A 24,441-nucleotide genomic window follows, 5' to 3' on the forward strand; every position below is an offset into this window, starting at 1 on the left:
TCAGGCTTCGGCAAAACGCTGCAGCTGCATCTCCTGCAAGCGACTGAGGGTGCGGCGGAACGGGAATTCCAGATAACCCTCGGTGTACAGCGCATCCATTGGCACTTGTGCCTCGATGTACAGCGGCACCTTGCGGTCGTAGCACTCGTCGACCAGAGCGATGAAACGCCGCACGCCGTCGTCGTGAACCGACAATTGCGGCAACTCGCGATCACCGGCCACCACCCGTTCGGCGCCATCTTCGGTGCCACGCGCGATGCGCCCTTCGCGTTTCTGTGCGCTCAGGTTGGGCACCTCGCTCAACAGAATAGCCGTGTAGCGATCGCACAATGCGATGAAATCCATGGCGGCGAACGGTTGCTCGCAGAGATCCGCGTAGCGGCACCACAACACCGTTTCGCTGGCCTGCACCACGTTCAACTGGCGATGACCGACCGCCACCGGTTCAACGCTGGCCGATTGCCCGGCGGTCAGTGCCTGAAAGACTTCATCCAGCGCACTGACCGCAGACGTGGCCACAAAGTAGCGTTGCAACCCCGCCCCCGGATGCAGTCGATGATCCTCGGCGCCATTCACCGCCACCACCTGCATATGCGCCTTGATCGCGGCAATTGCCGATACGAAGCGATCGCGGTTGAAGCCATCGGCGTACAGATCGTCCGGCGGCAGGTTGGACGTGCACACGATCACCACGCCTTCGTCGAACATCACCTGAAACAACCGACCGAGAATGATCGCGTCGCCGATGTCGTTGACGAACAGCTCATCGAAACACAGCACCCGCACCTCGGCCGCCAGCTCTTTGGCCAGCGCGCGCAACGGATCGGCAATCCCGGTCAACTGGAACGAGCGCTGATGCACCCAGCCCATGAAGTGATGAAAGTGTTGGCGTCGCGCCGGCACGCGCAGACTCTGATAGAACTGATCCATCAGCCAGGTCTTGCCACGTCCGACCGGACCCCACAGATAAACGCCGATGACCGAACGGGCACCGGCGTGCAGGGCTTCATGGCATTTTTGCAGCGCCCAGACCGCGTGTTCCTGAGCTTCATCCTGGATGAAGCCCTTGTGTTGCACGGCGTGTTGCCAAGCGCTGAGGGGAGAGTCGAAAGTCATGCGCGGCAGTATGCCACGATGCTTACAGGGAAATATCCAGGCGGGCGATTTTCCCCTGCTCGTTCAAGCGAAATGTGTAACGCAACTGGGCCGGGCTACCGGGGAATGTCCCGGAAATCAGCCCGTGCACCAGCACTTTGCCGGTGCGCTGCTGGACGTCGAGCACTTCGACCCGCGACTGATAGCGTTGCCCGGTATCCTGCATCCATTGCGCAATGGCGTGCGGGCCGATCTGATGCTGGCCTTCATCGAACACGTTGGCATCCTCGGCAAAAAAACTGGCGACCCGCGAGGTGTCGCGTGCGTTGGCCGCATCGATATACGCAGCGATGGCCGGGGCCAGCGTTGAGGCGGGATGAGACATGATTGCAGCTCCTTTTGTGTGGTTCTGCTCACATCGTAAAACAGCCCTGCGTCAGTTTTTGTCAGGAGTGAAACGCCCGCTTTCATCCAGTTGCATCTGCTCGCGCCAAGTGCGCAACAAGTCGCTGCGGCGCCCCGGATAACCCTCGCCCTGACGGCTTGCCGCGCTGATCCGGTCGGTTCGAAACGTACGATAGGCGCCGCGCAATTCGCACCACGCGACGATGATCCGCACCTCGTTGAGAAAACCCAGCGCCAAGGGCCAGATCAACCGTTGGCTGGGCACCTGCTGCGCGTCGGCGTATTCGATGTGCAACTTGGCCTGATCGCGGATGGCGTGGCGGAATACGTTCAACGGCACGGCGTTTTGCGGAAAACCATAGCCCGGCGGGCCCGGCATCACGGTGGGATTGCGCAGCGCTTCCTGGGCTTGCGGATCAAGCACAGCGGCAATTTTCGCCAGCGCATCCGCTGCCGCTTTGCCGAGCACTTCATCTGCGCGCTGATCGACGTAACGCAGACCGAGGACGATGGCTTCGGTCTCGTCGGCGTTGAGCATCAGCGGCGGCAAAAACAAGCCGCTGCGCAACACATAGCCGATCCCCGCCTCGCCATGGATCGGCGCGCCGAGGGCGGTCAGTTCAGCGATATCTCGATAGAGCGTGCGCTCTGACACTTCCAGCTCGGCAGCGAGAATCGCCGCCGTCACCGGACGTTTCTTGCCGCGCAGCACTTGCAGCAAAGTCAAAAGACGAGTGGTACGCGACACGATCGGCGGACTCTGGAGGGAAAAGATTCCGGAGCTTAGCAGAGGCTGCTGCCAGAAAATGGCAGGAGTGTGACAACGATGGTGCGCGGGTGTGACCGTTGAGCGGCAAGCGTATTGACACTGAATATTACCAACATCATATTGAGCAAATATTTCTATCGTAATTTTTTTAACAGACGAATTTCCATTGAGGGCGTTGCCATGCACTACAAGGTTTTTGGTCGCAAAACCGGCCTGCGTGTTTCTGAACTGGCGCTGGGCGCCGGCAATTTCGGAACCGGTTGGGGCCACGGCGCCGAACGTGACGAAGCCAAGCAGATCTTTGATGGTTTCCTCGAGGCCGGCGGCAATTTCATTGATACTGCCAATGGCTATCAGGGCGGACAGTCGGAATCGATGCTCAGTGAGTTCATTGCCCCGGAGCGTGATCGCCTGGTCATCGCCACCAAATACAGCATGGGCACGACCCCGGCCGACGGCAGTTCCCACACCGGCAACAGCCGGAAAAACATGGTTCGCGCAGTAGAAGAGAGCCTTAAACGCTTGAACACCGATCACATTGATCTGTTCTGGGCGCACGTGACCGATGGCGTGACGCCGATGGAAGAAATCCTGCGTGGTTTTGATGATCTGGTGCGGGCAGGCAAAATCCACTATGCCGGGTTGTCGAACTTCCCGGCGTGGCGCGTTTCCCGCGCTGACGTGTTGGCGGAACTGCGCGGCTTTGCGCCGATCGCGGCGATTCAGGTCGAATACAGCCTCGCCGAACGCAGCGCCGAGCGCGAGTTGCTGCCAATGGCCGAAGCACTGGGACTGGCGGCAACCCTGTGGTCACCCTTGGCCGGCGGATTTCTCACGGGCAAGTATCGCGGCGGCGATGACAACAACCGGGCGAGCAAACTCGGCATGCTGGTGCACGCGGAAAAAAGCGCCCGCGAAACCGCCCTGCTCGATACGTTGCTCGCGGTGGCCGCAGAAATCGGCGCCAGCCCGACCCATGTCGCTATTGCCTGGTTACGCGAAAAGGCCCGGCGCTCGACGACCGCGCTGATTCCGATCCTCGGCTCGCGTACCCGCGAACAATTCGACAAAACCCTGGGCGCACTCGAGGTGCAGTTGAGCGAACAGCACTTGGCGCGTCTGGATGACATCAGCGTCGTGCCGGCCGGTGTGCCGCACGAGACGATTGCCGGTTCAGTCGCGCGTTACACCGGACCACAAACCCTCGACCTGCCGATCATCCCGGTAGCCTGAACCGAGGCCTTCGAAAACAGGCTCCTGCAAGGGATCGAGGAACTCCAGTGGGAGCGAGATTGCTCGCGAAAGCGGTCTGTCATTCAGCGGCGATGGAGCCTGAATTGACGCCTTCCCGAGCAAGCTCGCTCCCACAGGGGGTATGTTGTGCTGATTAAATATCGACCTTGTGTCGGGCGGCGTAGAGGCAGAGCATTTCCATCGCCAGTGTGGCGGCGGCCAGCGAGGTGACCTCGGCGTGGTCGTAGGCCGGGGCGACTTCCACCACGTCCATGCCCACCAGATTGATCCCGCGCAGACCACCGAGAATCTCCAACGCTTGCACCGTGCTCAAGCCTCCACAGACAGGGGTACCGGTGCCCGGTGCGAAGGCCGGATCCAGGCAATCGATGTCGAACGTCAGGTACACCGGGTTATCGCCGACCCGGGCACGAATCGCTTCGACAATCGCTTCGCAGCCACGACGATGCACCTGCCGGGCGTCCAGCACCTGAAAACCCATGTGATCGTCATTGGTGGTGCGCAAACCGATCTGTACCGAGCGCGCCGGATCAACCAGCCCTTCGCGCGCCGCGTGCCAGAACATGGTGCCGTGGTCGACCCGCTTGCCCTCCTCGTCCGGCCAAGTGTCGCTGTGCGCATCGAAGTGGATCAGCGACAGCGTGCCGTGCTTGCGTGCATGAGCCTTGAGCAGCGGATAGCTGATGAAGTGATCACCGCCAAATGTCAGCATCGCGCTGCCGGCGTTGAGAATCTGCTCGGCGTGGGCTTCGATGCTTTCCGGGATGCTGTGGGGTGAGCCGTAATCGAAGTCGCAGTCGCCGTAATCGATGACCGCCAAATGATCAAACGGATCGAACGTCCACGGCCAGTGACGTTCCCAGGCGATCCCGGTAGAAGCCGCACGAATCCCCCGTGGCCCGAAACGTGCGCCGGGGCGATTGCTGGTGGCGGTGTCGAACGGCACGCCGCTGACCGCGACATCGACGCCGCGCAAGTCGCGGCTGTAGCGTCGCCGCATGAAACTGGTGATGCCGGCGTAGGTACTTTCGGCGGCGGTACCGTAGAGGCTGTCACGGGTCATCGCCTGATCGTTTTGCATGGGCACATCCATCGTGGTGCTCCTGTTGTTATTGATGGCTACGGAAAGTGGTCCACAGACGCGTGCGCTGACGCATGTCCTTGAGGCTCATGCTGCGATCGGCGTAAAGCCGCGCACGCACATCGCTCGGCGGATAGATGTCGGGGTCGTTGCGCACCGCCTCATCCACCAGCGGCGTGGCGGCCTGGTTGGCGGTGGCAAAAAACAGCGTATTGGTCAGTTCGGCCACCGAGTCCGGGCGCAGCATGAATTCGATGAACGCCCGCGCGGCTTCGGGGTGCGGCGCGTCTTTGGGGATGGCCAGATTGTCCTGCCACACCAGCGTGCCTTCCTTGGGAATGCGGTAGGCCACTTCGTACGGTTTATTGGCCTTGTGCGCCTGATCAGCGGCCATGCTCGCGTCACCGTTGTAGGTCAGCGCGAGACACACATTGCCACTGGCCAGATCATTGATCTGCCGGCCGGTGGCGACGTAGAGCACCGACGGTTGGAGCTTCTGCAACAACGCTTCGGCGGCAGCCAGATCATTCTTGTCGGTGCTGTAGGGATCTTTACCCAAGTAATGCAAGGCCAGACCGATGACCTCCTGCGGCGAATCGAGAATGGCGATGCCGCAATCCTTGAGCTTGCTGGCGTTCTCGGGTTTGAACAGCAGATCGAGGCTGTTCAGCGGTACATCAGGCAGACGCTGCTTCACCGCCTCGACATTCATGCCCAGCCCCAACGTGCCCCAGGTGTACGGCACGCCGTAGCGATTGCCGGGGTCGACGGCGGCCATTTTCTCCAGCAAGTCGGGATCAAGATTGGCGTAACCCTTGAGGCCCTCGTGGGAGATTTCCTTCAGCGCACCGGCCGCGAGTCCACGCGCCAGAACGCTGGACGACGGCACCACCACGTCGTAACCGCTGCCACCGGTGAGCAACTTGGTTTCCAGCACCTCGGAGGTGTCGAAGGTGTCGTAACGCACGTGAATGCCGGTTTCCTGCTCGAACCGTTGCAGGGTTTGCGGCGGCACGTAATCAGCCCAGCTGTAGAGATTGAGGGTTTTGTCCTCGGCCTGAGCCTGAAGAGCCACGGACAACAGCAGCGCGGGGAAACACAGCTTGAACACGGGAGCCATGACGAACACCTGAGCGGAGGAAGTGGCTGCAGGATGCGCCGTCCGATACATTAGAAAAATAGCCGAATAATTATCCTGACTTTATCCGGGAGTAATGTGATGTTGGGTCAACTGCACGAAGTGGATTTGCAGCTGTTGCGGCTGTTTGTGCGGGTGGTCGAGTGCGGTGGCTTCAGCGCTGCCCAAGGTGATCTGGGCCTGAGCCAGTCGAGCATCAGCCAGCAAATGGCCAAACTGGAAACCCGCCTCGGTTACCGTTTGTGCAGCCGTGGCAAGGGGGGCTTCAGTGTTACGCCCAAGGGAGAGCAGTTGCTGATCGCGGTGCGTACGTTGTTTGAATCGATCGAAACCTTTCGCCATCAGTCCAACGGCGTCGCCGGGCGCTTGATCGGTGAGGTGCGTCTGGGGATTTCCGAGTCGGTCGATCAATCTGTATTACAACGCGTGGCCGAGGCGATCCGGCGCTTTCGCGAGCGCGATGAATCGGTGCGCATCGAACTGATCACGGCCATGCCAGGCGAAATGGAACGCCTGCTGTTGCAACAGCGGCTGGATCTGGCAATCGGCTATTTCTCGCAAGTGCAAAGTGCCTTCGACTATCGCCAGTTGTTCAGCGAAACCCAGCATTTGTATTGTGCCCCGGGCCATCCGTTGTTCACCGATGAGGCGCCCAGCGATGCCGCTTTACAGGCGTGCGACCGGGTCGATCACCCCTACCGTTTTTTGCGCAGTGACGAGCCGTTTCAGGGCAAGGTCTGCTCGGCGCGGTCGGAACAGGTTGAAGGTACGCTGACGTTTATTCTGTCTGGCAAACATGTGGGTTATCTGCCGGATCACTACGCCCGGAGCTGGCAGGCCAAGGGGTTGCTGCGGCCGGTGCGTAAGGGCGAATTAAGTTTTGACGTGGCGTTTCATCTGGCCCGGCATCGGGCGCAGGCGGCGGGAGATGCGCAAAAAGCCTTCGAAGAGGATCTGCTCAGCGCATTTGCATGAATCGATTTAGCGCCCAACGCCTGAAAACCTGACCTTTCAGGCAGTTATTGCTCGTTGCCCTCGCCGCCCGCTTCCGGCATCCTGCGCCTCCATTTTCTGACCCGGCCCCGCCTCGCAGCGCGCAAAACACCATGACCGCCTCTGAAAAAGCCCCGCGCAACAACGACCTGATCTACGGCCTCAACGACCGCCCGCACCTGACCGCCACCGTGTTTGCCGCGCTGCAACACGTGCTGGCCAGCTTCGTCGGCATCATCACCCCGACGTTAATCATGGGCGGCGCCCTCGGTCTGCAAAGTGAAATCCCCTACCTGATCAGCATGGCGCTGTTCGTCTCTGGCCTCGGCACGTTCGTTCAGGCCAAGCGCTTCGGCCCGGTCGGTTCGGGGTTGTTGTGCCTGCAAGGCACCAGTTTTTCCTTTATCAGCGTGATTCTCAGCGCCGGCTTCATGGTCAAGGCGCGGGGTGGCGGCACCGATGAAATTCTCTCGACGATCTTCGGCGTGTGCTTTTTCGCAGCGTTCATCGAAGTGGTGCTGAGCCAGTTCATCGGCAAACTGCGCATGCTGATCACCCCGGTGGTCACCGGCACCATCATCACGCTGATGGGCCTGTCGCTGATCAAAGTGGCGATGACAGACATCGCCGGCGGTTTCGGCGCGCCTGATCTGGGCGCGGCCAGCCACATTTTCCTCGCAGCGCTGGTGATCGGCACCATCGTTGTGCTGAACCGCGTCGACGTGCCGTTTCTGCGCCTGGGCGCGATCGTTATCGGCCTGACTCTGGGCTATGTGGTCGCCTGGCTGATGGGCACCGTGGATTTTGCCTCGATGCCCGAAGTGCCGCTGGTCAGCGTGCCGGTGCCGTTCAAGTACGGTTTCAACTTCGACTGGGTGGCGTTCGTGCCGGTGGCGGTGATTTTCCTCGTGTCGCCGCTGGAGGCTGCGGGTGACTTGACGGCCAACTCGATGATCTCCCGGCAACCGGTCAAAGGCCCGCTGTACATTCGCCGAATCAAGTCCGGCCTGCTCGCCGACGGCCTCAACTCGGCGATGGCTGCCGTGTTCAATAGCATGCCGATGGTGACCTTCGCGCAGAACAACGGCGTGATTCAGCTGACCGGCGTGGCCAGCCGTTACGTCGCCTTCTTCATTGCCGGTTTGCTGGTGCTGCTGGGGCTGTTCCCGATGATTGGCGCGGTACTGCAACTGATGCCGAAACCGGTGCTGGGCGGCGCTGAACTGGTGATGTTCGGCACCGTCGCGGTGGCCGGGATCAAGATCCTCGCCGAAGCCGGCCTGCATCGGCGCAACATGCTGATCGTAGCGATTTCGCTGGGCATGGGCCTGGGCATCGCCGCTGTGCCGGAAGTATTGCGCGAACTGCCGCGAGCGCTGCGCAACATCTTCGAATCGCCAATCACCGTCGGTGCGTTGTGCGCTATCGTGCTGAATATCTTCCTGCCAGAAGAATTCATCGAGCTGGAAGAAGACGATTTCGACCCGGAAGCTTCTATTCTCCAGGTCATGGAAAACCCGGACATGCCGGCCAAAGGTGAACCTGCCCCGGCGGCGGCTGTCGCACAGTTGAACCGCTAACGTCTGGCCTTTGACAGAAAGGGCTGAGCCGGTGACGGTTCAGCCCTTTTTTTGTTGAGAGACCGTTTATGCGCCGTTTCCAAGCCGTCATGCTGTCACTGCTTCTGCTGTCGCTCAGCGCCTGTGCGCTATTCCCCAACCGTGATCCGGTGAACATCAACGTGGTCGGCCTGGAGCCGTTGCCAAGCCAGGATCTGGAAGTGCGCTTCGCCATCAAGATTCGCGTGCAAAACCCCAATGAGACGGCCATCGACTACAACGGCATCGCGTTGGATCTTGAGGTCAACGGCCACTCGCTGGCTTCCGGTGTCAGCGATCAGAGCGGCTCGATCCCGCGCTTTTCCGAAACCATTGTCAGCGTGCCGGTCAGCATCTCGGCGTTCTCGGTGCTGCGCCAGACGTTGGGCCTGAGTCAGACGCAAACCCTCGATAATCTGCCCTATGTGCTGCGCGGCAAACTCGCCGGCGGCTTGTTCGGCACCATGCGTTTCGTCGACAGCGGCAAGCTCAGCCTGCCCAAGGCCACTGCCGCCACCTGGTAAAAATGCGTTAACCTGCTTCGTTCATTAAGGACATTCAGGGAGGCTGCAGGTTTATGGAAGACATGCCGACGCTGTACACCGAACGACTGATCCTGCGCCCATTGCAACTGGCCGATGCTGAAACCGTGCAACGCGAATTTGCGCATTGGGACGTGGTGCGATATCTGAATGCGGCCGTGCCATGGCCGTACCCGGAGGACGGTGCCCTCGCCTATCTGCGCGACATTGCCTTGCCGGCGGTTGCGGCAGGCAAGGAATGGCATTGGACGCTTCGCCTCAAGTCCGCACCTGAACAGTTGATCGGCAAGATCAGCCTGATGGATCAGGCGGACAACCACCGCGGCTTCTGGCTGGCGCCGGCGTTGCAAGGTCAGGGTTTGATGACGGAAGCCTGCGCGGTGGTGACCGATTACTGGTTCAACGTTCTGCAACGCCCGCTAATGCGCGTGCCGAAAGCCGCGCCAAACATCGGCTCGCGCAAGCTCTCGGAACGCGCGGGGATGCGCTTGATCCGGACAGATGAAGGCGATTTCGTCGGTGGGCGTTTTCCACGGGAGCTGTGGGAAATCACCCGCGAGGAATGGCTGGAACAACACAATAACTGAATCGAGTGACTATCCCCTGTGGGAGCGAGCTTGCTCGCGAAGGCGGAATATCAGTCAACGAAAATGTTGAATGTGATGACGCATTCGCGAGCAAGCTCGCTCCCACAGGTTCTCTATAAGGCTGGAGTCATGTGTTGAAGCGCACCCCGGGCTTGGCGCGTTCATCCACTGACAGCTCAAACACGTCCGGTCGCGCGTAGTGGCCGACCACATCGTAGTCATACCGCGCACGGACCAGTTCATCGGTGTCGATTTCTGCCGTGAGCAACCCCGCCTCCCCGCGCAGCGGCCCCGCCAGCACATCGCCCATCGGCCCGACAATCACGCTGCCACCGGCAATCAGCGGTCGATCCGCCGGCCAATTGGCAATCTCGACTCCCAACGCCTGAGGCGAGGCCTGCACCTGACAGGCACTGACCACAAAGCAGCGACCTTCATGAGCAATGTGGCGCATGCTGACCTGCCACATCTCGCGCTCATCGACGGTCGGTGCGCACCACACTTCAATGCCCTTGGCGTACATCGCCGTGCGCAGCAGCGGCATCATGTTTTCCCAGCACACCACGGCGCCGAGCTTGCCGACCTGGGTGTCGAACACCGGCAAGGTCGAACCGTCGCCCTTGCCCCAAATCAGCCGTTCGGTGCCGGTGGGCATCAGTTTGCGGTGTTTGCCGACGAGGCCGGCCTGCGGGTCGAAATACAGCGCGGTGCAATACAGCGTGCTGCCAGAACGTTCAATGACACCGATTACCAGGTTCGCCCCGGTTCGCGCCGACATTGCCGCCAGCGCTTCAGTCTCGGCGCCCGGCACATCGATAGCGTTGGCGAAGTATCGGGCGTAGGCTTCACGCCCCTCAGGCAGGCGATAACCCAATTGCGTGCCGAAACCCTCGCCTTTCGGGTAACCGCCCAACAGCGCTTCGGGCATCACCACCAATGCCGCTCCGGATTCAATGATCGCACCTTCCCAACTGAGAATCTGTTCCAGAGTCGCGTCTTTGCCTTCGGGCAAGGCGCCGATTTGCAGCGCAGCAACGATTGATTTGGCCATCGCGGTAACTCCATCAGGTTCAGTGGTTGCCGATTCTGCGGCGTCACGCGATCATGAATAAAGCCCCGTTCGCTGCTGAATGATATGAACCAAATGAATATCGCCACCATCGACCTCAATCTGCTGAAAGTCTTTGAAGCCCTGCATGAAGAGTCCAGCGCCAGCCGCGCGGCGTTGCGTCTGGGCGTCACGCAATCTGCTGTCAGTGCGGCGTTGCGCCGGTTGCGCGAGGTATACGGCGATCAGTTGTTCGTGCGCACCGGGCGCGGACTGGCGCCGACGCTCCAGGCCAATCAATTGAAACCGGTGGTCAGCGAAGCGCTGAACAAATGCCGGCAGAGCCTGGCGATGGTGGACCCGGCGGCCAACCAATACGACGGCCGCTCAGTCACCGTGGGGCTGTCGGATGACTTCGAGATTGCCTACGGTCGCTGCCTTATCGAGGAAATTGCCCGCAGCGCGCCGAAGTTGCGCCTGATCTTTCGTCAGACCCACAGCCAGATCGTCGCCTGCGCGCTGATGGAGCGCAGTATCGATCTGGCGATTACTGCCGGTGGCTTTGCCGAGCGTTTGCTCAGCCGTCAGGTGTTGGGCGAAGGTGGATATGCCTGTCTGGTCGACCCGGCGAGTCTTGCGCCCGGCCAGCAGCAGATCGACCTCGACGAGTTCGTCGCCCGCGAGCACATTCTGGTGTCGTCCGGGGGTTTTATCGGGATCACCGATGAGGGCTTGGCGGCGCTGGGCCTGAGTCGACGGGTGTGCGCCTCGACCACGCATTTCGCCGCGTTGCCGTATCTGCTCAAGGGCAGCCGGGCGGTGGCGACGATTCCGGCGCATGCTGCCGAGAGTATCGCGGCACTCAGCGGTCTGGCGCTGCTGCCCTGCCCCCTGAAGTTGCCGCGCTATCCGGTCGAACTGGGCTGGCGCACCAGCACGCAGATCGATCCGGTGGTGGTCAAAGTGCGTGAAGCGATTGCCGCGACGTTCAGTTGAGGCGTTACTTGTTGGCGGCCATCAGGCGATTGACTTCACTGCGCACCATGTTGGCGAACTCCGGCGGCGACATGCCGTCCAGCTCGGCGCGGACCCACTCCGCCCATTTGCCTTTGCGCTTGCCGCGCTCGCCGAACAAACGCGCGGCTTCGCCCTTGGCTTTGCCCAGATTGTTCTGCCAGAGTTCGAACAGACGGGATTTCTCGTCTTCCAGCGCGGCGCGCTCTGCGAGTGATTTGTCGGCCAGATTGAAACTCATGGGGAATTATCCTGCTGCGTAAAATGGCGCCATCTTACACGCTCGACGGAAATCTCCCGCGCAGGTTTTTATTTCTGACCTAAATTCAGTGCAACTTTTCCGTAAGCGCCGCACTCCATTGATCACTGTCCATTCAACTGCAAGGAGTCACCCAATGGCCCGCAAATCCGCCGTGCAAGCCGCCGAAGATCAAATCAAGGATCAGGCCTTCAGCGAACTTCAGGCTCTGATCGAAGAGTCCGACAAACTGCTCAAGAGCAGCGCCTCACTGGTCGGCGAAGAAGCGGAAACGTTGCGCGGACAAATCGCCCTGAAACTGCAGCAGGCGCTGGATTCCGTGTCGAGCGTACGTGACCGAACCAAACCGGCAGTCGATGCCACCGAAAGCTACATCGGCGGTCATCCGTGGCAGACCGTGGCGATCTCCGCCGGTTTCGGTCTGGTGGTCGGTTTGCTGCTCGGCCGTCGCTGAGTCAAATCCGCACAAAAAAAGGCGAACCCAATGGGTTCGCCTTTTTTATGCCGGCATGTTTTTGCCGGTTTTGAACCAGTTCTGGGCATTCAAAACCCGAGTTCAGCTCGATCCTTCACGTCGGCGCACATCCCCATTCACCTCGGTCAGTCCCCTCTCCCTCTGGGCGGTCCGACGTTTCGGGAGGGTTAGGGGCCTTTGCTCTTTGCTCACTCCCCCGCCATTTCACGCAACTGCGCCAATGTCTGCCCATCCAGCACAATCCCCTCCGCCAGTGACTTGCTACGCTGCCAATGCCGACGATCCCCCGGCAAACGCTTGAGCCCGACGCCGTGCATCTGCCGCACCAGCTCGCCACTGCGCTCGGCAAAACCCTGCCCGGCGGCTTTGCTCGGATCGATGACGATCAGCAACTGCCCGGTCCACGGCGTTTTCGCCCCGGGATGATTGGACCAATCGAATTCGAAGGAAAAATTGCCCCCCGTGAGTGCTGCGGCCAACAGCTCGACCATCATCGACAGCGCCGAACCTTTATGGCCACCGAACGGCAGTAACGCCCCGCCTTCAAGAATCGCTTTGGGGTCCTGAGTCGGCTGACCGAGGCTGTCCACGCCCATCCCGGCCGGCAGCCGCTCACCTTTGCGCGCAGCAATCTGCACGTCGCCATGGGCGATCGCGCTGGTGGCCAGGTCGAAGACAATCGGCGCAGCACCGGCCCGTGGCGCGGCGAACGCAATCGGGTTGGTGCCGAACAGCGGCCGGTCGGCTCCGTGGGGCACCACGCAAGTCATGCTGTTGACCACGCTCAGCGCCACCAGACCTTCATCGGCGAACGGCTCGACGTCCGGCCACAATGCGGCGAAGTGATGCGAGTTACGAATCGCCAACACGGCAATCCCGGCGTTGCGCGCCTTCTCCACCAACAACGGCCGAGCGGCGGCGAGTGCCGGTTGCGCGAAACCGTTACCGGCATCGACACGGACAAATCCCGAGGCGACATCTTCGACGTGCGGCACGGCCTGTCCGTTGACCCAGCCGCTGGCCAGAGTCGAGACATAGCCGGGAATGCGGAACACGCCGTGGCTGTGGGCACCATCGCGTTCGGCCCCGGCGCAGTTGGCGGCCAGCACTTGCGCGACTTCGGCGGAAGTACCGTGGCGCAGAAATATCGTTTCAAGCAGTTGCGTCAGCGCTTCGAGAGACAACGAGGACGAGACAGCAGAAGACCCATGATCGTGTGGCGCAGACATCTGAAGCTCCAGAATGATTATTGGAGGGAACAACAGCGTACGGACGAATTGCTCGCCGATTAACCATGGCGGAGCTGTCGGCTGTCAACCCTTCGATCATTCGGCAGTGACTGACGCCCTTCCCTGCACATTTCAACTCGGCGTGTGCGGTAACCATGTACCGCCTGTGCGCTGATCTGCGGACCTATTCTTGAGCCCCCCGCCCAAGGCGCCTGCATTCAGAGCTCGATGATGTCTAGTCCCACTGCACCTTTACTATTCCCCGCCATACTCGAATTCCCAGGCCTGCGTGGCGACCTCCGTCTGGCCCACGGCCTGAACAGCAAAGATTTCCCTTGGCTCGCTGGTGTGCAACTGGCAACCCACGCGCTGCGCAGCGAACAAACCCCGCCCATGCTCGCCGAACGCATTCTGTTAAACGCCGACAAGCAGTTGGCTGTGCCGCTGGCCGGCAGTTTTATTCTCAGCGCCGGGCCGGATGACAACGGTGTATTTCTCTACACCCCCTACGATGGCCTGAAAAAATACGGCGATCACAAGGCGCTGACCCAGGCCTTGCAAACGCGCCTGGACAACGCTGGCGAAAAGGATGATCTGTTTGCCTTTCTCACCGTGTCGCTGCGCAAGGAATTGGTGGAGAAACGCAGCTTTACCCTGACCCGTGAAACAATCGAAGGCGATGTGTTTGACGATCAAAAAGCCGCGATCAGCCAATCTCAGGACGCCTGCGCGCGCGACCTGCTGGATGAACTCAAACGCCTGCCTTCGCTGACCACCCTGCTGGAAAAAATTCTCGATGAACTGCTCGAACCTCACTTTGCAGGTTTGCAGCAGTCGCGCACCCGGGTCAGTTTTTTTGCCGACACCGCCCCACTTTCCGGCGATGTCAGGCAATGGGTCGATTCGCTGTCGCTGAGTGAAGCGCTATTGCTGTACTTCCGCCGTCAAGGCTGGCCGCGTGGTCAGACCGCTGAGTTTTCTCATCCCGCCCGCGCAAGCCGGGATGCTGACCAGATCGCGTGGGCAGAAGCGATCAAGTCCGCGTCGGGTAATCTGACCATGCTGTTGTTTCGCCAGCTTGAGGCCTACTGGAACGCCGCCTCATTCGAGGGGTCGCCCAGACGCGCATTCTTCAGCCAGACACTGCAGGACCAGGTGCGTGCGGATTTGATGATCAAGCGCGAAACGCAAATCCTCTCTGCCGCTGAGTTCGATGCATTGCACTGCTTGATTCGGGAACCGAATGTCGCTTTCCAGCGACCCACCTTCGAAACCGTGTGCTTGCGCGAGGAGACCGCCTATGTCGAGTTGGCCGGCTCGCTGATGATCAACCATGACAAGGCCTATCTCTACACCCCTGCTCAAGGCTTTCAGGTCCTCACCAACTACGCCGATCTGAAACAGACTTTGACCGCCAAACTCAATGCCGCCGGACATGAGGACGAGCTATACGGCCTCATGAGTCTGGAGGAACGCAATCGCTATCTTGGTTTCGCCAACGCCCAGGTGTCTGGTGAAAACATCGGCGGCGAGATCATTACGACGCTGTTTGAGGCAATCCTCACCAAACAACGCCAGAACGTTGAATACGCCTTGCAGCTGTTTCGTCAAAGCGAACGCACAACTGACATCCATGCGCTTTTCGACAAGGCGCTGGATGTCCGCGCAATGATTCACGAGCGTCTGCTCAAGCTTGACGTCAACGAGCGTTGGAGTACTCGCCCTTTGTTTTCCAGCGCACCGCCGTCGTCGCTCGTGCAGGCCGACAAGGCTGGGCAATTGGCGACAAAGCTGGAACGCACCCTGGAAAATCTCACCAGCCACGTCAAAGACCAGCCGACCACGAGCAGCACTGAACAACGCGCCTTCCTCGAAGATATGCGATGGAAACTGGCGCAGGCTTTCGAGGACGGAGTGCGTGGTGAGGTACTGATGAGAAACCTCAGTGGTTCCTGGCTGACGGCGGAGCGAAAAATAGTCGAAGCCGTCTTCGACGCAAAACACGCAACGCGCATGGATCGCCAGTCCCTCAACGGCTTCCGCCCCGACGCATGGTCGCTCACCCTTACCCGCGCCGGCCAAAGTGACGTGATATCGCTTGCCCACTGCGTACTCCTGACCGAACGCGGAGGCATGGATGTCAAGCATTCCGGGCGTGCCATCCTGTGGACCCCAGCCATAGGCCTGGAATCGTTCGACGACATCGCCATTGCGCAAAAGCAAATGCAACGACGGCTCGACGACAACAACCAGAATCAGACGCTGCTGGAAAACCTGCCATCGCAGCAACGCCAACTCGATCAGCAATACACCCTCGGCACCTTCCAACTGATTGAAGGCAATGTGTTGAACGATCGCATGCAATCGGGCATTGAACATTTTCTTGCCCATTGTCAGGTGTTACGCGCTTGCATCAAAGACGAGGACACACTTGCAAACTTCCTGAGCCAGATGAAAAACACCGTCATCGATACCAACTTGCGCCGGGCCATTGAACTCGCGCGGGCCATCGTCCGTCGGCTCGACTATCCAGACTGGTTGCGCATGGCCCCAGTCACCGAACAACGCACACAACTCGCCCTGCTGGATGAACTGCGACGCAGCTTTATCGATGGCAAGGATTTTCTCGAAGGCATCCCTGCGTTAACCACTCATGTCGAGGAGACGCTGCAGACCCTGCTCGACGCCAGATTCCCGAACACTGGACTCAAGCCACAGGATATCCAGATCGCCCCGAATCTGACACTGGCCGGGCCTGCCTGCAATTTGCTCGATTTTGCCTTGCATCATTACAACATCGTGCAGGGCACCAGTTTCAAGGTTGCCTCGAACACAGCCACCGCGTTACCGAAGAACCTCAATCAGTCTGCCGTGCAGCAACTGCTGCAATCGCTCGATATCACCACCACCTACACGCAGAAAGTGGCCGAAGCGCTGTCAGCTGACAGTGACTCGGCACACCTCAGCAAAACACGTTTTTTACGGCAGTTGCCCTGGCAGTTGATGCAGCACGCGCACTCGTTGAAGTTGCAGCAACAGCTGTCGGAAAACGGATACGACTACATTTGCCAGGTTCTCGACATGCCGGACGGGGTGGCGCGTGCCACGGTAAAGGACGCTCACGCCATTGTTTGCCCGCTGTCATTGAGCAAGACCATGGGCGCCGCTGTTGTCGATGCCCTAGGACTTTATGTGTTCGGGCCGGGTGCGGGGCAAACCGGCCCACGGGTGCTGTACGCGCCCTACTCCAAATACGTTTTTCGCGAATTCGAGAATGAAGCGCAGTTGATTGATGCGTTGAATACACCCGGGCATTTGCAGGATTTGATCATTCGACGCTTGCCCTCAGGAAAACAGGCAGGCTTCAAGAGTCTCTTGAAAACAACGATCGGCAAACCTACTGAAATCAAGCTGCAAAGCACTGCCGTTAACGGCAATCTGCTGGAGCGATTGCACAAGGACACGCTCAGCCTGTTGCCGCAGTTGCTCAGTTGCCAGCCGCAGATCAATGCGCAAGCCGACTGGGAAGCGGCGAAGTTTCTATTCAGCCAGGGTGTCCGTCTGGTTCCACACCTGTTGCCGGGGAAACTCGCCTCTTTGTTTTTCCTCTGGACGAGTTACAAGGACTTCAAAGCGTCTGCCGAAGACCTGCAGGATCACCATTGGGCGAACGCCCTGAAAAGCTTCATCAAGGGAGCCATTTCCCTGTTCAGTCTGGGGCGCTTGTCCTGGGAAACAGAAGTTGAAAAGGAAACGGCTGAGTTTGCCTCTGAAGTACAGGTTCCTGGATCGACGGCTGCTGAAACCGCAGGAACCACAATAGTAAAAGCCGCCCCTCTCTGGGCAAAAGTCCCACCCGATACCGCCTCTCGCATAGATCTGCAACGCTTTGAAACCACCACCGCGCTGGAGAAGCTCAAGCTTGAGAGCAATAACCTTGTTTACGGGAATTCGTCGACGGCACAAAAATACGCGGCGATTGCCGGCAAGGTCTATCCGGTGATCCAGTCTGAAAAAACCTGGTATTTGCATATAAAAGACGGGGGCCAAGGGCCAGCGCTTGAACAGAAGAACTCAAGACTTGTGGTTGCCGGCGCCGACAAGTCGGCTCTTCGTTGCCGGTCAAAGCAACGCAACCGCGTGCAAACCGACGTCGAGCGCAGCCGCTCGATAATGATGTACATCCAGGCCAAAGGGATGGCACAAATCAACCGTCGCTATCCCGCCAGAGCCTTCGTGATCGAGCAAGCTGTCGGGCGGGCTAGAAACTATGCGCTGAATTGCCTGCACAACTTCGTCATACACCGCGACAACCTGGGTGGCACCCGGATTGAAACAGTACTCAAAGATTTTTTCGAAGTATCGCAAATCACACCCAGGCTACTCAGAAGATTCGAACAGGTGATCATCCCCCTTTGCCGTGAGTTGACTGATCCAAAAGATGACTTGCTCTATACGGAACGTTTTTTCGCAGGTCTGAATGCGCGGTATGGCGACGATACGGTTGCATTTGTTTTCAAGGAAGACAGGCGAAAGGTCGTCCACTTCACCGAACTGTTTTTTAATCCGGGGCTGCACGCCTACACCGCTTTTCTGCCGCCCAGATTCAATGTTGACTCTCATGCTCGCGCGGTCACGCTGATCCATGAACTGTCGCATTTAGTCTGCGACAGCGAAGATTTCGCCTCCGTCGAGGCGATGGGGCCATTTCCCCGACTTATCGATACATCGACCGCGAACGGGCTACTTCTCAAAGCTGATATTGATCGGCTGCGAAAGTCCTTGTCCCGTTCTACCCCACTTTCGCAGTTGTTCGCAGAGAAGAGCAAGAATGGAGTGTGGGTGGATCTGGATCAGTTGCCAGAGCGCGCCAACGAATACAAAAAAATTCTCAGCCTGACAAAATCCAAAAATCTTGCAGAGGCACGTAGAGCCTTTCGCAGTGCGGTCCATGATGAAGCGCGCGTTGAAGTGATGATGGCCAACGCCGACTCGATCGCGTTGCTCATCAGCGAAATGGGCCGGGAGCTGGACCCGCTTCCGGCCCCCATACCTTTGCCGGCGCCAACTTCAAGTCAGGCAGGATCCTCATCGGTTTTGCCTTGACGACTGCAACAAAAAAAATACGCCGGCTAGAAGCCGGCGCATTTTCACAAGCAGCATTCGGGTTGGTTAATCCTTCTGATCCCGCAACACATTGCCCGACGCCCCGTCGATACGGAACTCGTAGACAACGCCATCAGCCTTGCGCCCCTCGCCCTTCCAGTAGCCGTTGTTGTCGGCCTCGATCTCATAGACCTCGACGTAACCGGCCTTGGTTTTGACGATCTCGATGGCTTTTTCGATGGTGATCCAGCCTGCGCCCGGCCGGTCAGCCAGCGCTGCGCCTGCACTGAGCAAACAGGCAGTAGTGATTAAGGCTGTGAATGTCTTTTTGATCATTTTTTCACTCCATTTGTGGATAGTGTTCATTGGCGTCCTGTTTTTTGGGTGCCGGAGCGAAAAATAAGTTCCACTTTGATGGGTAAATGCCATGACGGATGTTCTCGGTCACTTCCCGACAAGGTTAGAATGTGCGAAATCAGGACGAGTCAATGACCCAAGACACCCTCTCGGAAGCCGAATACGATGCGATCACCGATGCCGCTGCGCATTGGTGCATGCGTGTGCACGCCGCCGACTGCACGGACGAAGAGCATCGCGCATTCAAGCAATGGCACGACGCACATCCACTGCATGCGTTCGAATATGAAGCCATGCTGGAAATCTGGGACGTGGCTGAACACTTGCCGCGCCCGGAATCTGCGTCAGGCGTGCCAGCGCCGCGACCTTCGCGCTCATGGCGTCAATTCGCTGTTGCAGCCGGTGTCTGTGCGCTCGCCCTGCCACTGGCCGCTTACACTGGCTGGAACCTGGGCTGGCTGCCCGACAGCTATCAGCATTTCGCCGCCACCGATAATGTCCGGCAGGTCACGCTGAATGATGGCAGCCAGATCGAACTGAACCTGAACACCGACCTGACCTTCAGCAATTACAAGGACGAACGCCGGGTCACCCTGAAAAAAGGTGAAGCGTTCTTTACGGTCAGTCACGACATGGCCCACCCGTTTGTCGTCCGCGCAGGCGAAGGCAAGATCCGGGTCACGGGGACACGCTTCAACGTCTGGATGTATCAGGATCAAGTGCGCGTGAACCTGATCGAAGGTTCGGTGCTGGTCACCAGCAATCGCTCCTTGCCAGGCGACGGCTTGCGCCTCGGCCCGTCGATGCAGGCACGTTACAAGCAAGGCGATTACATGCCTCAGATCAGCCAGACTTACGCCAGCGACACTTCACTGGCGTGGCGCAATGGCAAACTGGTGCTGGATAACCTCGCGTTGAGCGAAGCACTGCCACTGATCAATCGGTATCTGAGCAACCCACTCGAACTGGCTGATAACAGCACCGGTTCGATTCGCGTGGGTGGCATCTACAACATCAAAGAGCTGAACAACCTCGCCAACAGCCTGCCCAAAGTGCTGCCGGTCTACCTGAGCCGTAACAAGGAAGGTAACCCGGTGATCAACTCGATACCGCAACAGCCGCCAAAAAGCTGAAGGCCGCATCCCTTGCAGGATGCGGCCTTCAGGCTCGTCACCAGTAACGCTCAGGTTTATTGAGCGGCAACGTTCCCGGCCTTGTCCAACGTCTCACGAACAGTCTGCACCTGATACTGCGGGTCAGCCTGAATCTGCTGCTCGGTGAACGGCAGCACACTCCACTGTTTCTTCGAGAACGCCTCGGTCTGGTCCCGCGAGTACTTCGACGCCGGATCGCTCGACAGCGAAAACGCCAGCAGCCCTTGGGCGTGCGGGCCCTTGTCGTCAAAGGTCACGACTTGCAGGTAGCTGGTGCCACTGACCACTTCGAGTTTGCCGTCCTCACGGGGCACGCTCTGGATGGCGTTGTAGATTCCGAGGGTAGCCGGCCCGCCGTGAATCGGCGTCTGTTGCCCGCCACTGCTGACCACCTGGATATCACCCCAGCGGGTTTGCGGCGTGAGACCCATTTTTGTACTCGATTCGACCGACGCCAGCATGGCCTCACGCAACGCCTTGGCCACCGCTGGCTGCTCGACTGCCAGGCCACGCGGAGTGTGTTGCGCATCCTTGGGATCGAACGCCACGCGCCAGACATCCGGCGAAGCCTGCAATGCCTGCATGATGTTCTGGAAGTGCACCAGGCCCACGCCCGAATCGAGATTGGCGCGGCCATCCCAGGCCTTGAGGCTGACACAAACCGGTTTAAGGGCCTGAGCATCGGCGCCGAGGTCTGCAGCACAGAACTTCAACAGATCCGGCACTACTTGCGTCGCCAGATACACTTGGTCGTCCATCACCATCTGCTGCAGATCCTTCACCGCCAACGGCCCTTTCTTGCTCAGTGTGCTCAAACGATCCAGAGCAAACCGGGCGCGCAAGCCCAGCGGCTGGCCATCCTGACTGATCAACGGCGAGAAACCGGTAAGCGGCTGCGCCGGGTTGGCCAGCCACGCAGAGTCATTGGAGTGCTGGACAAAGTCCTTGCGCAGCAGTTGCGGCAATTGGCTGGAGGCATAAATGCCTTTCTGCGCAGCTTGTGGGTCGATGTCCCATGCGCAGGCACTGTTGGAGCCGTCGAGCACGATCATTTGTGTGCCGATACGCGGGTCGCTGCACTTGGCAAGTTTCTCGGCGTTGACGTTCGGCACCACCGACAGGTTCATGTACAGCGTCTGGCCTTTGTCATCGACGGCCAGAGTGTTGACCCACGGAATACCCTGAATCTTGTGCACCGAATCCTGCAGTTCCGAAAGCGTGGACGCCTGATTCACCGTGTACCACTGGTTCAGCACCCGATCATTGTCGATATTGGCATCGCGCAAGCTGTAGGCGAACTGATTGTCCCAGTCGAGCTTGCCCGGCCATTGCACGATCGGCCCGAATTGCGAGCTGTAGACATCACGCGAGACCGGCACCACTTGCCCGTCGGCCTGTTTCACCTGCACGGTGACGGTTTGTTTGTTCAACGGCAGAGATTTGCCATCGAGCAGATAACGGGTGGAATCCTTCGGGTCGAGTTGCAGACGATAGAGCGTGAAGTGTTTCGATGAATCGACCGTGTGCGTCCAGGCCAGGTGCTGATTGAAGCCGATATTGATCATCGGCAGCCCCGGCAAGGCAGCGCCCATGACGTCGAGTTTGCCGGGAATGGTCAGGTGCATCTGATAAAAGCGCATGCCGCCGACCCAAGGGAAGTGCGGGTTGGCCAGCAACATCCCGCGCCCGTTGAAGGAGCGCTCGCTGCCCACCGCGACAGCGTTACTGCCACGATCCAGGGCAAAGCGCTGCTGACGCGCATCGGCCAACTGATAGGCCTGCGCGTCTTGTTCGATTGCGGCGATCGCATGCGGCGGTGTAGCACCGGCCAAGGCCTCGGCGAACTGGCCGACACCGCCCTCGACCAACAGACGGCGGGTCAGCTTCACCAGATCTTCCGGTGCAATATCTCGCACCCACTCGCCCTGACACTGTGGCGGCAAGCCTTGCGGACGGCGCTCGGCCAGATAACGGTTGTAGCCGGCGGCATAACCCTCGACCAGATCACGCACCTGCGCAGGTTGCGCCTGCCAGAACGCCTTGACCGCTTCAGGCGTATTGAGCCAGGTAAAGAACACGTCGCTGACGCGGTTTTCGCGTTGTTCGACGGTGAACTGATCCGGGCCGAAGTAACGGGAACGCTGGCCATTGACCGTCACGATCTCGTTGGCCAACAGGCACAGATTGTCCTGGGCATAGGCATAGCCGATGCCAAAACCCAGCCCGCGCTCGTCTTGCGCGCGGATATGCGGCACGCCAAAAGCAGTGCGGCGAATATCGGCGCTGACATCCGTCGCCGGGCTGAACGCATGGGCCGAACCACTCAAGCCAAAAACCACGCCGGCCAAGGTCAGTCCGGTTAACTGTCTGGAAATAATCACGCTCGCTCCTGATCGACATGCCAAAGAGCGGATCAGGCGCTTGCGCGGACCCGCCCTGGAAACACCCACGCGTCCACGCGCAATGAGCCTGTCGAAGAAACGAAGTCAGAGGAAAAAATTTAGGCACTCCGCGCAATCCCCCGAACGCAAAATCAAAAGCCCCTCACCCTAGCCCTCTCCCGGAGGGAGAGGGAACTGACCGAGGTGATTGCGAGAAATACACCGACATGAAATACCGAGCCGCACTCAAATTCGGAAGCAAATCAAAAGCCGCCCCCCCCCCCCCGCTCCTCACCACTCAACAGGATGAGCGTTAGCTCGGCTGCAGCTCTTGATCTTGCCGTGCTGGCCCCTTCGGCAGGCTGAGTGGAGGGATTGATCCGGGGGTGGGAGCGCAGCGACCGTTTGGCGCAGCCAAATGCATCGAGAGGAGGTGCAGCGAAGCAAACCGTAGGCGATGCCCCCGGATCAATCCCGGAACGAAGGAACCCCGAGCCCCAGCGAGCGGGCCGAACGCCGGGGCCCAGCCTTTTGCTTACTTTTCGGCGTCTGGAAAAGTGAGTCGCTGTAAGAGCGGAACCGCCAGCCACAACGCCCAAAAAAAACGGATATACACCCAAAACCCAACAGCATGGTCGGCCCAAAGGCCGCCAGGCCCAACGCAATCTCAACCCAGAATCACAAGAAAAAGACAAACCCCCGACAAATTTTCTACATTTTTTCTTTCATGATTTGTCGTGCTGATACGTCTTGTTTAGAGAGAGCAAAAAAACCCTCCCCGATCAGGCTCTGAAAAGGAGTAATCGCATGTACAACTCGCAACTACCAACGGACGGTAGCCAGGCACCCAAAGGAGTTTCCATGAGCCCCCACGCGAGCGATTTCGGGCAACGCGTCGAGCGTCACGGTAACGAACGCATCCGCTTGCTGCTGAAAAGTTTCGGGCTGCGCACCAGCCTGATTCGTCTGAAAGTCATTGATGCCCTGCTGGTCGCCGCACAAAGCGAGCGGCGTCTGGGCGTGCGCGGCGTCCACAGCCAATTGCTGGATCTGGATATTCCGCTGTCCTTCCTCAGTGTCCGCGAAGTGCTCAAGCGCCTGTGCGCCGAAGGTGTGATCACCTTCAATGAAGACAAGAGCTACAGCCTGCATCCACAGGCTGCGGCCGTCCTCAACCACGATTGAAGCGTGTGGCAATCGCCGTCAGGACTTGACCTTGCGGCGCATCACGCCGTTGATCACCACCACGATCACCGCCACACCGATGGCGACGAACTGGAACGTCTTCTCCGAGATCATCCCGGCGTTTTGCAGCCAGGACAGGCCAAGCATGATCGCCAGGACCGACACGGCGATCAGAATCGAATAAATCAAGCGTTGCTTGTGGGTCATTGCGGCTTCCTGAAACTTTTAAATGTATCCGGTTTGTATCCGTTTGCATGCCATGCACATACCGTTCTACGGGGATGCGCCGCTGCAATCGGGGTCTCATGTTACAGCCGATGAAGAGTTTTGGCTTCATGACGGCGTAACCATGAGGAATTTTCAAAATGCTGCGTCGAATCACCTGGCTGATTCCCGTTCTTGCCCTGCTGACCCTGAGTGGCTGCATCATCTTCCCCCACGGCGGCTGGCATGACGATCACCACCGTTACTACCAAGGTGGTCCTGGCTATTACCAACATCGCTAGAACAGGATTGTTCGCCCTGCCCGCTTGCCAATGAACAGAGTGCGGCAGGAAATCAACAAGCCCGATCAACTTCAAACAAAGCCCGCCCTGTTGCGGGCTTTTCTGTTTTTACCGCTCGACTCTCCTACGCAGTTGTAACTTGCCATGTACGTAAACCGGATTCGCTAAATAAGTTGCAAGCATTTGAAATCTAATGTCGCAGCAAAACAATAGGTCACGCATGCCTCTCCCACTAGTCTCTGGCAACTTTCCTCCACTCACTAAC

Annotated in this window: 22 protein-coding genes; 11 read left to right on the forward strand and 11 right to left on the reverse strand. The window is 59.1% G+C overall.

Translation table 11 applies throughout. The features are described from left to right. Genes zapE through ACZ0A4_RS09540 form a run of 3 tightly spaced genes read right to left on the reverse strand, consistent with a single transcriptional unit; the run spans nt 1 to nt 2,248 of the window. Nucleotides 1-1,116: a cell division protein ZapE gene (zapE, locus tag ACZ0A4_RS09530; RefSeq protein WP_463574307.1), complete on the reverse strand. Its 1,116-nt coding sequence runs from the start codon at nt 1,114-1,116 to the stop codon at nt 1-3. Between the two features lie 22 nt (nt 1,117-1,138). Next, entirely contained in the window at nt 1,139-1,480 is a 342-nt protein-coding gene (locus tag ACZ0A4_RS09535) for a nuclear transport factor 2 family protein (RefSeq protein ID WP_463574309.1), read from the reverse strand. Between the two features lie 51 nt (nt 1,481-1,531). After that, complete coding sequence (locus tag ACZ0A4_RS09540) at nt 1,532-2,248, reverse strand: helix-turn-helix transcriptional regulator (RefSeq protein ID WP_463574310.1); 717 nt, start codon at nt 2,246-2,248, stop codon at nt 1,532-1,534. A gap of 201 nt (nt 2,249-2,449) precedes the next feature. Here ACZ0A4_RS09540 and ACZ0A4_RS09545 point away from each other — a divergent pair, with 201 nt between their 5' ends. Continuing rightward, entirely contained in the window at nt 2,450-3,502 is a 1,053-nt protein-coding gene (locus ACZ0A4_RS09545) for an aldo/keto reductase (protein WP_463574312.1), read from the forward strand. Between the two features lie 154 nt (nt 3,503-3,656). On the opposite strand, the gene speB is transcribed toward ACZ0A4_RS09545, so the two are convergent. Beyond that, nucleotides 3,657-4,616 (reverse strand): agmatinase, encoded by a 960-nt coding sequence (gene speB / locus ACZ0A4_RS09550; protein ID WP_463574314.1) that lies wholly within the window; start codon nt 4,614-4,616, stop codon nt 3,657-3,659. Between the two features lie 16 nt (nt 4,617-4,632). Further along, complete coding sequence (locus ACZ0A4_RS09555) at nt 4,633-5,724, reverse strand: polyamine ABC transporter substrate-binding protein (protein ID WP_463574315.1); 1,092 nt, start codon at nt 5,722-5,724, stop codon at nt 4,633-4,635. A gap of 99 nt (nt 5,725-5,823) precedes the next feature. Here ACZ0A4_RS09555 and ACZ0A4_RS09560 point away from each other — a divergent pair, with 99 nt between their 5' ends. The 4 genes from ACZ0A4_RS09560 (at nt 5,824) to ACZ0A4_RS09575 (ending at nt 9,462) form a co-directional block, all read left to right on the forward strand. Continuing rightward, entirely contained in the window at nt 5,824-6,717 is an 894-nt protein-coding gene (locus ACZ0A4_RS09560) for a LysR family transcriptional regulator (protein WP_463574316.1), read from the forward strand. Nucleotides 6,718-6,848: 131 nt separating this feature from the next. Next, nucleotides 6,849-8,315 carry a nucleobase:cation symporter-2 family protein gene (locus ACZ0A4_RS09565; protein ID WP_463574318.1) on the forward strand — a complete coding sequence of 489 codons (1,467 nt, stop codon included), beginning with the start codon at nt 6,849-6,851 and terminating at the stop codon, nt 8,313-8,315. 68 nt (nt 8,316-8,383) lie between these two features. Then, nucleotides 8,384-8,857: an LEA/WHy family protein gene (locus tag ACZ0A4_RS09570; protein ID WP_397480458.1), complete on the forward strand. Its 474-nt coding sequence runs from the start codon at nt 8,384-8,386 to the stop codon at nt 8,855-8,857. 53 nt (nt 8,858-8,910) lie between these two features. After that, a complete protein-coding gene (locus ACZ0A4_RS09575) occupies nt 8,911-9,462 on the forward strand; it encodes a GNAT family N-acetyltransferase (RefSeq protein ID WP_463574320.1) in 552 nt (183 codons plus the stop codon). A 127-nt stretch (nt 9,463-9,589) separates the two neighbouring features. On the opposite strand, the gene ACZ0A4_RS09580 is transcribed toward ACZ0A4_RS09575, so the two are convergent. Next, on the reverse strand, nt 9,590-10,513 hold the full coding sequence (locus tag ACZ0A4_RS09580; RefSeq protein WP_463574321.1) for a carbon-nitrogen hydrolase family protein: 924 nt from the start codon (nt 10,511-10,513) through the stop codon (nt 9,590-9,592). A gap of 84 nt (nt 10,514-10,597) precedes the next feature. Here ACZ0A4_RS09580 and ACZ0A4_RS09585 point away from each other — a divergent pair, with 84 nt between their 5' ends. Further along, the gene (locus ACZ0A4_RS09585) at nt 10,598-11,506 is read left to right on the forward strand and encodes a LysR family transcriptional regulator (RefSeq protein ID WP_463574323.1); all 909 of its coding nucleotides are present in this window, start codon (nt 10,598-10,600) and stop codon (nt 11,504-11,506) included. Nucleotides 11,507-11,510: 4 nt separating this feature from the next. Here ACZ0A4_RS09585 and ACZ0A4_RS09590 read toward each other — a convergent pair whose 3' ends face one another. After that, nucleotides 11,511-11,765, reverse strand: a complete 255-nt coding sequence (locus ACZ0A4_RS09590) for a hypothetical protein (RefSeq protein ID WP_007917411.1) — start codon at nt 11,763-11,765, stop codon at nt 11,511-11,513. A gap of 154 nt (nt 11,766-11,919) precedes the next feature. On the opposite strand from ACZ0A4_RS09590, the gene ACZ0A4_RS09595 reads away from it, so the two are divergent. Continuing rightward, on the forward strand, nt 11,920-12,237 hold the full coding sequence (locus tag ACZ0A4_RS09595) for an ElaB/YgaM/YqjD family protein (protein WP_016982860.1): 318 nt from the start codon (nt 11,920-11,922) through the stop codon (nt 12,235-12,237). 209 nt (nt 12,238-12,446) lie between these two features. Here the strand turns inward: ACZ0A4_RS09595 and ACZ0A4_RS09600 are convergent, their stop codons facing one another. Next, nucleotides 12,447-13,487: an Ldh family oxidoreductase gene (locus ACZ0A4_RS09600; protein WP_463574325.1), complete on the reverse strand. Its 1,041-nt coding sequence runs from the start codon at nt 13,485-13,487 to the stop codon at nt 12,447-12,449. Between the two features lie 231 nt (nt 13,488-13,718). On the opposite strand from ACZ0A4_RS09600, the gene ACZ0A4_RS09605 reads away from it, so the two are divergent. Further along, nucleotides 13,719-18,593, forward strand: coding sequence for a dermonecrotic toxin domain-containing protein (locus ACZ0A4_RS09605; RefSeq protein WP_463574326.1), 4,875 nt, complete (start codon nt 13,719-13,721; stop codon nt 18,591-18,593). A 66-nt stretch (nt 18,594-18,659) separates the two neighbouring features. Here ACZ0A4_RS09605 and ACZ0A4_RS09610 read toward each other — a convergent pair whose 3' ends face one another. Further along, the gene (locus ACZ0A4_RS09610) at nt 18,660-18,929 is read right to left on the reverse strand and encodes a PepSY domain-containing protein (RefSeq protein WP_463574327.1); all 270 of its coding nucleotides are present in this window, start codon (nt 18,927-18,929) and stop codon (nt 18,660-18,662) included. 152 nt (nt 18,930-19,081) lie between these two features. Between ACZ0A4_RS09610 and ACZ0A4_RS09615 the strand changes: the two genes are divergently transcribed. Continuing rightward, the gene (locus tag ACZ0A4_RS09615) at nt 19,082-20,083 is read left to right on the forward strand and encodes a FecR family protein (RefSeq protein WP_463574328.1); all 1,002 of its coding nucleotides are present in this window, start codon (nt 19,082-19,084) and stop codon (nt 20,081-20,083) included. A 56-nt stretch (nt 20,084-20,139) separates the two neighbouring features. Here ACZ0A4_RS09615 and pvdQ read toward each other — a convergent pair whose 3' ends face one another. Continuing rightward, on the reverse strand, nt 20,140-22,485 hold the full coding sequence (gene pvdQ, locus ACZ0A4_RS09620; RefSeq protein ID WP_463574329.1) for a bifunctional acylase PvdQ: 2,346 nt from the start codon (nt 22,483-22,485) through the stop codon (nt 20,140-20,142). 807 nt (nt 22,486-23,292) lie between these two features. Here pvdQ and ACZ0A4_RS09625 point away from each other — a divergent pair. Continuing rightward, complete coding sequence (locus ACZ0A4_RS09625) at nt 23,293-23,670, forward strand: fe2+ zn2+ uptake regulation protein (RefSeq protein WP_095050747.1); 378 nt, start codon at nt 23,293-23,295, stop codon at nt 23,668-23,670. 18 nt (nt 23,671-23,688) lie between these two features. Here the strand turns inward: ACZ0A4_RS09625 and ACZ0A4_RS09630 are convergent, their stop codons facing one another. Next, complete coding sequence (locus ACZ0A4_RS09630; RefSeq protein ID WP_273916767.1) at nt 23,689-23,877, reverse strand: hypothetical protein; 189 nt, start codon at nt 23,875-23,877, stop codon at nt 23,689-23,691. 158 nt (nt 23,878-24,035) lie between these two features. Between ACZ0A4_RS09630 and ACZ0A4_RS09635 the strand changes: the two genes are divergently transcribed. Beyond that, nucleotides 24,036-24,176 carry a hypothetical protein gene (locus ACZ0A4_RS09635; RefSeq protein WP_007918111.1) on the forward strand — a complete coding sequence of 47 codons (141 nt, stop codon included), beginning with the start codon at nt 24,036-24,038 and terminating at the stop codon, nt 24,174-24,176. Nucleotides 24,177-24,441: the final 265 nt, after the last annotated feature.

It is taken from the genome of Pseudomonas sp. AC172, assembly GCF_979258595.1.